The sequence below is a fragment of the Brevibacillus sp. MCWH genome, from assembly GCF_013096935.1.
GTDB classification, from domain to species: Bacteria; Bacillota; Bacilli; order Brevibacillales; family Brevibacillaceae; genus Brevibacillus; species Brevibacillus aydinogluensis.
Genome location: NZ_SDLF01000002.1, coordinates 285,205 through 298,211, shown reverse-complemented (window position 1 = coordinate 298,211; position 13,007 = coordinate 285,205). Strand labels below are relative to the sequence as shown.

The following is a 13,007-nucleotide window of genomic DNA, read 5'->3' as shown; positions in this document are numbered from 1 at the left end:
AGAGAACTTCTTTTTTATACGTTGGGCTGATCAATGCCACGTTCTTGGTCACAAGGCCCTATATACTTTAATTTTTATGAGATGATTATATTGCTGAAGCATCATCGGGGTCAGATTATACATTCTACCTTGCTTAAGGTAGGGATGATATTGTATTTCGTTAGATATAGGTATAAAGAGTTGCTGCATTAATTTTTTGTTTATCCTCATACAGCCATATTGACTAAAGGCGTTGCATGTAGACAAGTGAGATTACTGAAAACATGTATCTATTTCATTTCTTGTTAAGAACTCAATGGAACCTCCTTAAGAGGAGGTTCTTTAATATTGTCGATTTTGTTCGATAATACATGTAGGAATAAGGAACTAATTGGAGAAAATTTATAGTGACACTCGGTCATAGCTAGGGGGTATCTGTATGGCACGAAAATATTATTATAGTACTATTGTGACGAATAGTTACTTAGGCGTATATAAGGAAATAAAAGGGGCCACCAAGGCAGAGGTTCAATTTAAGGCGGAAGAACAATTACGAAAATGGAAAGAAAGGGAATTAAAAGAGAGAACGAGCTGCAATAGCTGACCTTAAAAGCCAGGCGGAATTTGATACCTTACAGGCACAAAAGTTGATTGAGGATTACAAAAATATTCTCAAATCTACTTTGAGAGTAGATGATAAGCTAAACTGGGAGGCATTAAAAGAGAAGAACGAGTATGAAGATATCGAAAAAAGTCCGAAATTTGATAATATATTGAATGAATTAAATGTGCCCAAGGAAAATCGGATCCTTGAATTCTTTTTCAAATCAAAGAAAGAAGCCCGACTTAAAAAAGTAGATGAGGCAAAAACTTTGTTCGAGACCAGATTGAAAGAATATGAAAAAAGAAAAGAAGAGTTTTTAGCTAAACAGAAAGAACAAAACGAATTGATTGATCAGTTTAAAACCGATTTCGAATTAGGACATGGAGATGCAATCGAAAAGTATGTTTATATGGTACTCGAACGCTCTACATATCCTGAAGGATTAGAAAGAGATTATGAAGTTCAGTATGAACCGATAAGTGGTACCATCATTATTTCCTTTGAATTACCATCACAAGAATCCGTACCCAAAGTTATTCAATACAAGTATGTTGCTTCTCGCAAAGCTATCGATCGTGTCGAAATGAAAAAGAAAGAATTTGAGATTTACTACGAAAATGTTCTATATCAAATTTGCCTTCGAACCATTCATGAGGTCTTTGAATCTGTTTACATCAATGCCGTAAAATCGGTTGTTTTTAACGGGTGGATAAGTGGTGTTGATCCGAAAACAGGCAATGACTTTCGTTCTTGTATAATGTCCTGTCAGGCATCTCGAGAAGAGTTCGAAGCATTAAATCTTGAAAGGGTCGATCCCAAAGAATGTTTCCGAAACTTAAAAGGAATTTCCGCTGGCCCATTAGCACACCTAGCCCCGGTAAGACCCATTCTTGATATAAAGAAAGAGGATTCAAGGTTCGTTGAATCCAGAGATGTTCTAGCTGGTCTAAACGCTGAAACGAATCTTGCGACCATGGACTGGGAGGATTTTGAACACCTAGTTAGAGAATTATTTGCCAGGGTGTTTTCCAAAGACGGTGCAGAAGTAAAGGTGACACAAGCGAGTCGTGATGGGGGAGTCGACGCAATAGCTTTTGATCCGGATCCGATAAGAGGTGGAAAATTTGTAATCCAGGCGAAACGGTATAATAACGTGGTTCCTGTTTCAGCCGTCAGGGATCTTTATGGGACTTTAATGGCGGAAGGGGCTACAAAAGGTATATTAGTTACAACCAGTTACTTTGGGAATGACTCTAGAGAGTTTGCAAAAGATAAGCCGATTACCTTGATAGACGGTTCAAACTTAGTTTACATGTTCCAAGAATTTGGTTATAACGTAACCATTCAGCTTCAAAGGTAGATTCCCTTTTCTCACTCAAATTGGTTGATGGTGTGTATTACATCGATAGGACATTAGGAAAGGCACTGTCCTTCCCCTTATCGTGCTACGCGAAGTCGGGGAATAAATGGAGTGATGGGGGCCGAGACGAGCTCCTCTAACGACTTCCTCAGCGGAGAAGCGCAGGACGTGAGGAAGACAGGGGGCACAAGTCTGACTTCTTCGAAATACCCACATGTTGGCCCTCCTGCCCGTTCCGCGTTTTGGAGCGGACGCTACCCACTCCTTCGCTGGTCATCAAGAGAGCGAGCGGAAACCATCACACATGACACCGCGGACTTTGTCTACAGACTGTAACCCCTGGGAACGCAGGGGGTTTTTTTATGGTCCGGCAAAAAAAATCAGGGGGAAGCTGAGAATCATTGCGAACTGCCTTTATGATCTTTATAATCTTTCTGTTGGAAATACGGAAGTGCGTAAACCTCCAGGCGGGAAGAGGGACATGATGAGTATGGGGAAGCGTCTGCTTTTTTTTGTGTGTAAACTGATGTTGTTTGCCGCATTTGTGGGATTGTGCGTGTTCTTTTTGGATCTGAAGGCGATAAACAGACAGCTCCTCACATTGCTTCACCATCCGTTTACGCTTGCGGGGATGGCGCTCCTCTACGGGATGGCCTTTTGTCTCAGAGCGTTTGCCTGGAAATGGTATGTGAATAAGGATGTCGCGTTTTCTGTCTTTTTGTATGCGCAATTCTACAGTTTGTTCATCAATCACGTTTTGCCCGTCAAGGCAGGGGACGCCGTGCGAATTGGATTGCTGGCGAAAGAAAAGGATGTGCAGTGGGATGAATCCCTGCATTCTGTCGTGGTGATGCGATCGCTTGATCTGTTGGTACTGGCGGCATATGCGGGGATCGGCGTCTTCTGGATGGGGCTCGCATACGCGTGGACGACTCTGTTTCTGGTCGCTGGTATCGGGGCAGCAGGTCTGGTTGTTTTGCTCCGCTGGGGGATGAAAAAGCCCTTGCTGAAAAAACATGTGCAGATCGTCAAAACAGCCTTTACGGGCCCCAAAGGATGGTTCATCTGTGCGGCGATTGCTGCCAGCTGGGGGCTGGAAGCGTTTGTTGTGCTGGGAGTGACGAATGCCTTGTCCATCGATCTTTCCGTACTGAAAGGTCTCTGGGTAAACAGCATGACGATCGCAGGGCAGCTGTTTCATTTTACGCCTGGCGGGTTGGGTACGTATGAGAGTGTCATGACGTTTTCGCTGGTGACTGCTGGTGTGGGCTGGCAGCAAGCATACGAGGTGGCATTGCTGACGCACGGATGGAAGTTTGCCTTTTCCTATCTGGCAGGGCTGTGGGCGTGGATCGCTCTCCCCATACCATGGAGCGAATTGAGAAGTTGGATCAGCAAGAATCGGAACAGAGGTGAGAGCAATGGATAAGGTTGCCGTGTTGGGAGCGGGTTATGTCGGATTGACAACAGCGGTCGGCCTTTCTGCTTTTGGATGGCCTGTCGTTTGTACCGATGTGGACAAGGAGAAGATCGAATCGCTGAACAAAGGGCAGGTTCCTTTCTTCGAACCGGGACTGGAAGAATGGATGGCCCAGAGTATGCAGAAGGGACTGTTGACGTTTACACCCGATGCTTCCATTGCAATTCGATCCGCTGATGTCATTTTTGTCGCGGTGGGAACCCCCAGTCTCCCTGATGGCAGCGTCGAACTGTCCGACCTGTTCGCAGCCGTGTCCACCATCAGCGAACACATGACGGAAGACAAACTGATCGTGATCAAGAGCACAGTCCCGCCGGGCACGACCCAGCGAGTGAAGGAATTTCTCGGGGAACGGCTGGCGGGCATTTGTTCTTTTGAGGTGGCGACCAACCCTGAATTTTTGCGGGAGGGATCGGCCATCGCCGACTTTATGCGGCCTGATCGCGTTGTGATCGGGACGGATCGCTCTGCTCCAATCGAGCGGTTGCAGCGGATCTATCAGCCGTTGATTGAACGCGAGGTACCGTTTATCTATACCAACTTTCAGACAGCAGAGATGATCAAATACAGCGCAAACAGCTTTCTGGCGATGAAGGTAGCGTTTATCAATGAGATTTCTAGAGTGTGTGATCTGGTCGGTGCAGATGTCTTGACAATCGCTCGGGCGATTGGCCAGGACCCTCGTATTGGTCCGGCTTATCTTCAACCGGGTCCTGGTTACGGGGGCTCCTGCCTGCCAAAGGACACGGCAGCCTTTGCGCACTTTTTCCGCGAGAGGGGGATGCCCCTGCCGATCATCGAAGCAATGATGGAGAGCAACCACATGCAGCATCGCTACGCTGTCCAAAAGATCAGCGATTATTACAACACCCTGGACGGCATCAAACTTGGCGTGCTGGGAACAGCCTTCAAAGGGGGAACCAGCGACATGCGCCAATCCCCGGCAATTCCCATCATCAACCAACTGCTGCAGTTGGGGGCAGAACTGACGCTGTATGATCCGCAGGCGCTGGATGAGGCCAGGCAGTTGTGGGGAGATGGGTGTCTCTACGCCGAAGACGAGTATGAAGCAGCGGCCGGCCAGGACGGAATCGTAATCGTCACAGATTGGCCATCGTTTCGCCAACTTGATTTGGACAGAGTAGCTCAGGCCTTGTCGCGCAAGGTTATGTTTGATTTTCGCTCTCTTTATCAACGAGCGAAACTGGAGCAGATGGGGTTCGATTATATAGCGATTGGCCGATAATTTTTTCTTTGCTAATTGACAACGAGTCTCATTATCTTTACAATGAGTTTTGCTGAGAGTGATAATGATTATCAATAAAACGCACCTTAGGGGGACCTCGTAACATGAAACCGGTAAAAGTTCTTTCCACGACTGCTTTGGTCATGAGCCTGCTGCTTGCTGGATGCGGTGACAAGCCTGCGGCGCAGCCTCAAGACAATGCGCAGACCCAAACGACACAACAACCGGCTGCGCAAGAGGAGGCCAGGAAATCTGCGGTTGCTGATCTTGTCGGTGCAACCAAAGAACTGGTAGGAGTCTTGAAAGCAGAACAAGTGGATTGGGACAAAGCGATCAAACTGTACGACGAAAAATTAAAATCTCATGTTCAATCCATGGATGAAGCGAACAGTGCACAAGTAAATGAACAAATCACTGCTGCTTTGAACGCAGGCAAGGACGGTCAGCTGCCGGCAAAAGTTGTTGCCCAGATCGGCGATAAATTGCTGCAAAAAGTAGCGTTCCTTTCCATTCGCAACGAGTTCAAGGGAGCAAATGATCAATTCGCCAACAAAGACGAAGCGAAAAAGGAATTGGGCGAAGCAAAAGAATATTATGACGGCGTGCTGAAAGCGATGATCGAGAAGCGCGACAATGCGTATGAAACGCAACTCGTCAGCGCAATTGACGCCGGTTTTGCCGAGATGGAAGGCGCCATTGAAAAAGGCGACAATCTCGCGTTTAACCTTGGCAAGCAAGTCGTCGACAAATCCATCATGAAAGCATTCTACCTGGCATCGGGCGCTGAAAAAGGATACGCCTACAAGATTGAGAAACTGGTGAAAGAAGGCAAGGCGGATGACGCGAGAGTAGGTCAGGCAGAAGGCTGGGCGTTCTTCCAATCTCTGCAATCTTACCTGGAGAAACACGACAAAGAAGATGCGGATTTCATTAACAGCCAGTTCGATCTCTCCAACGACGTGAAAAACGTCAAAGGCGACACAATCAATCAAGCGTATGTGCGCGCGATTGCGAAGACAGCCAAGAGTGAATATGAAGCGTCTGTTGAAAACTGGGGCAACGACAAGGCAGCAATCACCGCGCTCGAAGGAGCTCTGTTCATCGATATGATCAAGACGGATCTGCCGAAGGCTCTCGGCAGTGCGGAGAAAGCGGATGCCCTCCAGAAACTTGCGCAGCAGTATCTTGACGCCGTAAAAGCTCAGGACAAGGCAAAAGCAGATGAGAGTTTCAAACAGATCAAGCCTGTGCTCGACTTGCTTGAAAAATACGGGAAATAATGTAACAGAATAAGAAAAGTGGATTTGCAGGGGGGCTGGGTAATGTCTTATGCACGTAAGTTCATGTCCTCCCTCTTTGCTTTGTTATTGGCGGTGTTTACGCTTGTGCCGCATGCGGCGTTCGCGTATTCATACGGCAATCCAAACGAAGAGGCTGTGGCGGAGAACTACAAACAAGTCGTGGCAAAACTGAATCAAACGCCGGCTGACTACGCAGGAGCTTCCAAGACCTTTGAGAGCATCAAACAGGAACTGGACATGCACATGGGGCCGGAGCCGAGTCAGGCGATCACGCAAGCGTTGCTGGCGCAGGATAAACAGGCTGCAATCAGTGCGTACCAGAAGACGCTTGTGTTAAACGTTGCAAGGCGCCTGGAAAGCGCGGAGAAGGAATTCGCCAACTATCAGCAGAGCAAACTGCTGCTTGCCAAAGCGTTGGCTACCTATGATGCCCTTTCCCCTGTCATCAAGGGAAAAGATGCGGCATTGGATCAGAAAGTACGGGAAAGTTTTGATCTGACACTGCAGGCGTTGGGGAATCCCGGGCTGTTCGGGGTTGGCGTGAAGGAACCGGATCAGCAGGCGTTCATCACTCACAAGGATGAGATCTTGCAAAGCCTTCAGACATTTTTCAACATGCCTGAATTGAAAGTGGGGCATTTCACACCTGGGCAAGGTCCGGGAAATGAAGTGGGGAACGATACCTCCACCATAACAGACAATCTAAAGAATTGGCTGCCGCTTGTCCTGATCGTGCTCGTGATCTTGTTCATCGTTGTTCGCACGATGCAAAAACGGCGCACATAAGAGATGAATGTCCTGCTTCCGTTTGGAATCGCGTGCTTGGCCTTTGTGATCCGCCTGCCATTTCTGGCACATGGACCGGCTGGCTGGGATGATGTTGACTTCGCCCTTGGCGTGGACAATTACGATCTGTCGCTGATGCAGCCGCATTTTCCCGGCTATCCGGTATACATGTTGGTTGCCATTGGCTTCGCGCGTTTGATCGCGAATCCGTTTTTGGCGCTGTCCCTTCTGTCTGCTCTTGCGAACGCTTGCACAGTGTTCCCGCTGTATTCGATTGTCAAGCGGTGCAGCCATCAGCGGACAGCTGTCTGGGTGGCGGTTCTTTGGGCAGTAAACCCGCTTGGCATGGTCTTGGGAACCCAACCGCTTTCGGACAGCTTCGGCAATTTGCTGGCTGTCTGGCTCGTAGCTGCCTCATTGGTCGTGGTTGACCCTGGTTTGGCGGAGAAAAAGCGGGCACTGGTACTGGTGTTCTCGGGAATCCTGCTGGGCTTATTGTACGGCGTGAGGATCTCGTACCTGCCATTGGGAGCCGTGTTTGCCTGGGCATTGTACGTGTACGGCAGGGATACCCGGCGGTACGGCGATGTTGTCAGTGCAATCGTTTCTTCATTATTGGTCAATCTGTTGTGGCTGTACGGATTGGTGCTGAATGTGGGAAGCCTCACAGGTTTCTGGAGGTTGGCAGCAGCATTCACAGAAGGTCATTTTTCCGATTGGGGAGGAGCGTACACAGGAAGCGATGCGGGAGAGCGACTTCTCTATTGGATTGGGCGGCAGTGGTTTGCCGCCGGGCTGGGGGCGCCGTGGAACGAGCAGAACTCATGGTTCAGCTGTCTCATCCTGATTCTTGTTTGTGCGGGAATCACGGGGGGTGGAATAGCGGTAGGAAAGACGCGCTGGCTGCAGACGGGGAACAAGGAACACATCGTGTTGCTTTTCCTGTGGATCGTTCCCTATCTCCTCTGGGCCTTTTTTGCCCAGAATGTCGAGAAGCCTCGTCATATCCTGCCATTGATGATTCCATTGATCTGGGGCATTGTCTGGGGCTTGCAGCAGTGGAGGCGGTTCTCCCCCATCTTGTTGACAGCACTGGCCGCAAGTACGGCTGCCGTGGGTGTCATCCAGGTCCGTGAGCAGCCGGTGACGGATTCACCAATGGCACAACTCGCCCATTATGTGGCACAAGCTGATCGTGGTGAATCGAGTATCATTTATACGTATGAAGAAGAACGCGTCATACGTTACCTTTATCCTTCTGTTACAACTGTCCGGCTCAGGAAGTGGTCCGATTTTCAGGCCTCCATCCTTGCGTATTCCGTGCTGCCCGATCATGTTTATTTGACAGATCGTGTATTGGACGGATTTCACAATGAACAGCTGAAGGAATATGTGAAGGAAGCAGCCCGATTTCGGGGAAATGAGTGGCTCTATCCCACGTACCATGACATCGTATTATACGAAGTTCGTCAGGATAAAAGACAAGAGTGGATCAGACTGATCAAGACCGGGCAGTAGCAGGTTCATGACAGCATGCGGAGGTGAACGGGGTGGAATTGCAAGCATTTTTGATTACCTTTCGAGAAGCGCTGGAGGCATTGTTAATCGTCGGAATTATTACCTCGTATCTAAAGCGGGTAGATCATCCGGAGTACGTCAAGCACGTCTGGCTCGGCGCATCGCTCGCGATTGTTGCCTCTTTGGGGATGGCACTGCTCTTCCAGGTCGTGCTGGACGGGTTCGCCTCAATGGGTTCCCAGAACTATATGAAAGCAGGGATCATGCTCGTTTCCGGAGTTTTGCTGACCCAAATGGTGTTCTGGATGGCGGAGCAATCCAAGGAAGTCTCCGGCAAGTTGCAGGGAAAATACAGCCAGTTTATTACCACCGGTAATGTCGTCGGCATGGTGGTTCACGCTTTTCTCGTCGTTCTTCGCGAAGGTGTGGAGACTGTCTTTTTCTTCGCCGCGATTACGGGCGGAGACATCGGCAAAGCCATGCAGACATGGGGTTCATTTGCCGGTATCCTTCTGGCTGCTGTCGTGACCTACTTCTTTTTCAAAGGCACGATGCGGATTCAGCTCAAGACGTTCTTCAAGATTACGGGTGTATTTATCGTTTTGATCGCCGCAGGATTATTCGTCCAGGGGTTTTCCATCCTTCAGGACATGCATGTCATCGGCTCTGTGACGCCGCAATTGTATGATCTGACGTGGTTTATGCCGGAGCATCCCATCGATGAAGAACATTACATCCGGGATCACGGTCAAGAACCGCTCATTTCCGGGCAGGTCGGTATTTTCCTGAAGGCGCTGTTCGGGTACTCGTCCTCACCTTCGCTCGAAGAGTTCTTGATTTATTGGGGATATTTCCTGGTATTGTATTTGCTGCTGCGCGGTCGCGGAGAGCACAAACCTGAACTGCCGCAAGGGAAGACACGTGAACAGACTGTACAGACAAAGGAAGTAAAAGCATGAAGGTATTAATTACAGGGGGAGCCGGTTTTATCGGCTCCCATGTCGTGGAAAAACTTCACGATCATCAGGTTCTCATCGTGGATTCACTCGACCCCTACTATGATCCCAAATGGAAAAAGGAGCGCCTGAACAAGCTGTTGAAGTTGCCGCATGTGCAATGGCGCCATGTCGATATCCTTACCTTTTCGGAGTTGGAAAAGGTATTTCATTTTTTTCAGCCTGATCGCGTGATTCACCTCGCTGCCATGCCGGGGGTTCAACCGTCGCTTGTCCATCCTGCCAAGTACGTGGACGTGGATGTGAAGGGGACGGTTCATGTACTTTCCCTGGCTGCTCAGTTCGGAGTATCCCGGTTTGTCTTTGCTTCCTCTTCCTCCGTATACGGACCGGCTGTCAATCGTCCTTGCCGGGAGGATGATGAGCTGCAGCCTGTCTCGCCTTATGCCGCAGCGAAGGCAGCGGCCGAGATGTACTGCCGCACCTATCAGAGGCTGTATCATCTGCCTGTGACGATCGTTCGCCCGTTTACGGTGTACGGCCCCGAGCAACGACCGGACATGGCTCTCTGGAAATTTGTCATGAAGATGATGAATGGAGAACCGATTACCTTGTACCGGGGCGCAATGGGACGAGACTACACCTATGTGTCAGATATTGCCGACGGCATTGTCCGCGCCTGCTTTCGTCCCCAAGCTGTGAATCGAACCTATAACCTGGGGAATGGGTGCGTGGTTCCGTTGGAGAAACTGGTGGCAGAACTGGAGAAGGCAATAGGCAAACGTGCCGTGATTGAGTGGAGAGACCTTCCTGCTGGCGATGTGCCGCTCACGTGGGCTGACACGACCCGTGCCGAGCAGGAGCTGGAATTTCGGGCACAGGTATCGCTTTCAGAGGGAATCCGGTTGTTTGCTGACTGGTTTTGGGAGGAAGGAGTGAAGAGATGAAGAAGGCTTCCGCAATCGAGGTTGTCATGGCACGATGCTGGAATGTCTTGAACGAAGGCAAGACATTCACGCCCGTGTTTGTGCTTGGCGTTTTTTTGATGTACCACGCGACGGATCTGCAGGCAGCGTCCTTTTTCCATGCTTTTGTATACATGCTGCCTGTTTTTGTGGTGTATTATTTGTTTGATTTTCCGCTTCATCTGCGCTGGTTTTTGTTGGTTCCCCTGCTTGCGGGCGGCATCCTGTTTGGTGTAATGGATGGGAATCTCATCTGGTTTGCGCTTGGTATGTACGTGTTTTTTACGGTCTTTTTCTGGGGAACGCTTTACTATCACCTGCGGATCGGGACCACCTGGTGGAACTTTTTGCGGATATGGCGGCTCTTTTTGATCAACAGTGATTCTACGAGCGGCAATGTACTGGAGCAGGTACCGAAATTCACCCTGCAATTGATCCTGTTTACGGCGCTTTATCAGGCGGAACCGGGGGGAGGAACGGGAGGAAAGGTACTCGTTTTCACGATCATATTGGCCGTTTACGCGTACCTGGTTCATCGTTTCCTGTTTAACTGGAAGCCCAAGGAGTATCCGCATTATGTCACGCCAAATGAGCTTCCTGAAAAACCCCTGGCCAAGCGAGTGGTGATCGTGGTGATTGACGGTTGCCGAAAGGACAAGCTGTATCAGGCGGATGCGCCATTCCTTCATCAACTCATGCGGGAAGGTACAGTTTATGAGACGATGGAGACGATCTATCCAGCCCGGACCGTGACATGCTTCTCCTCCATGTTCACAGGTACGTATCCACGGGAGCACGGTATCCGATCCAACATGGTGTGGAGCCTTGGGGTGAAGGTGGAGAGTATTTTCGATGTGTTGAAGAAGCAAGGGAAAAAAGGCATTCTGTTCGGCTGCGCCCATCTGATTGATGCCTTCGGCGATGACGTGGAGAGTTTCACGGCTGTTTCTCACAACGATATCGTTGACTACAAGATTATGAATCAGGCAAAAGTGATCTATGAACGAGAACAACCGGATCTGTTTATCGTCCAGATGATTGCCGTCGATCAAACGGGGCACAGCCGGGGGGTGCATTACCCCGAATATCTGCAAAAGATTCACGAAGCGGACAAGTTAATCGCAGACTTCCACTCCTGGCTGGGAGAGCGCGGGCTTTTGGATGATACGGCGTTTATTGTCATGGCTGACCACGGACAAGGAAACGGGATTGGCGGACATGGGCATCTCGATGAAGGAGAGCGATTCGTTCCTTTCATGATGCATGGTCCCATGATCAAGCAGGGACAACGAGTAAACGAGTTCCGCAGCATCGTATCTGTCGCTGCCACGATCAGCGCGCTCTTGGGTGTCCCGATTCCAGACCATGCGAGAGGACCAGTATTACACGAAGCGTTTGTACAGGATGGTGGAACACAGCATGAAAAAACTGATCATCGTCATCCCCGCATTTAACGAGGAAGAATCGATTGCCCGTGTGATCGGCAAGGTACCCAGACATTTTCAGCATGATGTCCAGGTGGAAGTGTTGGTGGTAAACGATGGCTCGACGGATCGGACAGAGGAAGTGGCCAAGGCAGCAGGAGTAGAGCACATCCTTCGCTTTTCCACCAATCGGGGATTGGGTGCAGCGGTACGAGCAGGTCTGAAGAAAGCCTATGAATTGGGCGCGGATTTGGCAGTGATGATCGATGCGGACGACGAGTACCCGGCGGACCATATCCCGCGTGTGGTTGCCCCGATTCTTGACGGCCAGGCAGACTATGTATTGGCCTCCCGCTTCATGCGACGGGTCAAAGGCATGAAGCTGCACAGGAGGCTGGGAAACTATTTTTTCACCGCATTGCAGGTCATCCTTTTGCGTCAATGGATCACGGACGGACAGACAGGCTTTCGCGCCTTTTCCCGATCAGTCCTTAGGGACCTGGAGATCATTCACGATTACAATTACGCCCAAGTGATGACGATGAATATTTTGCGTAAGGGATACCGCTTGCGTGAAGTGGATATCCCCTATAAAGTCCGTCAGACCGGGGAGTCATTTATCACCTTCAAAGGGTATGTGACCAACGTATTCCCTGCGATCTGGCGCGAATGGAGAAGGCAATAGCAAACTTGTCGCTCGTCAAACCCTTGAGAAATCAAGGGTTTTTTGCTGTTGTCGATCATTTAACAAAAAACCCCGGGATTAACCAGGGGACGGTCGAGCGGTTGCCGCATCATGGTAATCCGTCATATCAGCGCAAGCCTGTTTATGCTGATCATAAGGAATTGTGAGGGAAAATGGTCACAGATCCATTCGTGTTGAGGCAATTCGTGAGAAGAAAAATGGCTATAATCTGGATGACTGCTGATCACGACACCAAACTTCTGCCGGATAAGGTAAACTTGTTATCAGAGCATATAAAGAGTGAGGAGGATGTATGGTAATAATGATGAAATGCCCTTTCTGCGATACACAGTCTCTTAAAATCATCCTGGAAAACGACAAAGCCATTGCCTTTTATGATAAATACCCGGTTCAACGAGGCCATTTGTTGATCGTACCCAAACGTCATGTGGCCACTTACTTCGACGCCGCTGATGAAGAGATCATGGCCGTCCATGAGCTGATAAAGCAGGGAAAAGAACTGCTTGATCGAGAATACATCCCCGACGGCTACAACATCGGCGTCAATGTTGGGGAGTACGGCGGACAGACAGTGATGCATCTGCACGTACACTTGATTCCCCGTTACAAGGGAGACATTGACGACCCGCGTGGGGGAATCCGCAAAGCAATCCCCAATCTCGTACCGTATCCCTAAAGGAGA

12 protein-coding genes are annotated in these 13,007 nt (G+C 49.5%); all 12 read left to right on the top strand.

What is annotated here, in order from left to right; all coding sequences use genetic code 11:
- The first annotated feature begins 418 nt into the window (after window positions 1–418).
- The 12 genes from ETC00_RS20595 (at window position 419) to ETC00_RS02995 (ending at window position 13,001) form a co-directional block, all read left to right on the top strand.
- Window positions 419–583, top strand: a complete 165-nt coding sequence (locus ETC00_RS20595) for a hypothetical protein (RefSeq protein WP_253264222.1) — start codon at window positions 419–421, stop codon at window positions 581–583.
- Between the two features lie 43 nt (window positions 584–626).
- Window positions 627–1,943: a restriction endonuclease gene (locus ETC00_RS03045; protein ID WP_253264221.1), complete on the top strand. Its 1,317-nt coding sequence runs from the start codon at window positions 627–629 to the stop codon at window positions 1,941–1,943.
- A 214-nt stretch (window positions 1,944–2,157) separates the two neighbouring features.
- A complete protein-coding gene (locus tag ETC00_RS03040; RefSeq protein WP_171564476.1) occupies window positions 2,158–3,372 on the top strand; it encodes a lysylphosphatidylglycerol synthase transmembrane domain-containing protein in 1,215 nt (404 codons plus the stop codon).
- Window positions 3,365–4,669: a UDP-glucose dehydrogenase family protein gene (locus ETC00_RS03035; RefSeq protein ID WP_171564475.1), complete on the top strand. Its 1,305-nt coding sequence runs from the start codon at window positions 3,365–3,367 to the stop codon at window positions 4,667–4,669. Before ETC00_RS03040 ends, ETC00_RS03035 begins: the two co-directional genes overlap by 8 nt.
- A gap of 104 nt (window positions 4,670–4,773) precedes the next feature.
- Window positions 4,774–5,949: a hypothetical protein gene (locus ETC00_RS03030; protein WP_171564474.1), complete on the top strand. Its 1,176-nt coding sequence runs from the start codon at window positions 4,774–4,776 to the stop codon at window positions 5,947–5,949.
- A gap of 42 nt (window positions 5,950–5,991) precedes the next feature.
- A complete protein-coding gene (locus ETC00_RS03025) occupies window positions 5,992–6,756 on the top strand; it encodes a hypothetical protein (protein WP_249179047.1) in 765 nt (254 codons plus the stop codon).
- Window positions 6,757–6,801: 45 nt separating this feature from the next.
- A complete protein-coding gene (locus ETC00_RS03020; protein WP_483296498.1) occupies window positions 6,802–8,274 on the top strand; it encodes a glycosyltransferase family 39 protein in 1,473 nt (490 codons plus the stop codon).
- A gap of 32 nt (window positions 8,275–8,306) precedes the next feature.
- The gene (locus tag ETC00_RS03015) at window positions 8,307–9,233 is read left to right on the top strand and encodes an FTR1 family iron permease (protein ID WP_171564472.1); all 927 of its coding nucleotides are present in this window, start codon (window positions 8,307–8,309) and stop codon (window positions 9,231–9,233) included.
- Entirely contained in the window at window positions 9,230–10,177 is a 948-nt protein-coding gene (locus ETC00_RS03010) for an NAD-dependent epimerase/dehydratase family protein (RefSeq protein ID WP_171564471.1), read from the top strand. Before ETC00_RS03015 ends, ETC00_RS03010 begins: the two co-directional genes overlap by 4 nt.
- The gene (locus ETC00_RS03005; RefSeq protein WP_171564470.1) at window positions 10,174–11,649 is read left to right on the top strand and encodes an alkaline phosphatase family protein; all 1,476 of its coding nucleotides are present in this window, start codon (window positions 10,174–10,176) and stop codon (window positions 11,647–11,649) included. Before ETC00_RS03010 ends, ETC00_RS03005 begins: the two co-directional genes overlap by 4 nt.
- Window positions 11,615–12,304, top strand: a complete 690-nt coding sequence (locus ETC00_RS03000) for a glycosyltransferase family 2 protein (RefSeq protein WP_171564469.1) — start codon at window positions 11,615–11,617, stop codon at window positions 12,302–12,304. Before ETC00_RS03005 ends, ETC00_RS03000 begins: the two co-directional genes overlap by 35 nt.
- 313 nt (window positions 12,305–12,617) lie before the next feature.
- On the top strand, window positions 12,618–13,001 hold the full coding sequence (locus ETC00_RS02995) for an HIT family protein (RefSeq protein WP_371808866.1): 384 nt from the start codon (window positions 12,618–12,620) through the stop codon (window positions 12,999–13,001).
- The last annotated feature ends 6 nt before the right edge of the window (window positions 13,002–13,007 follow it).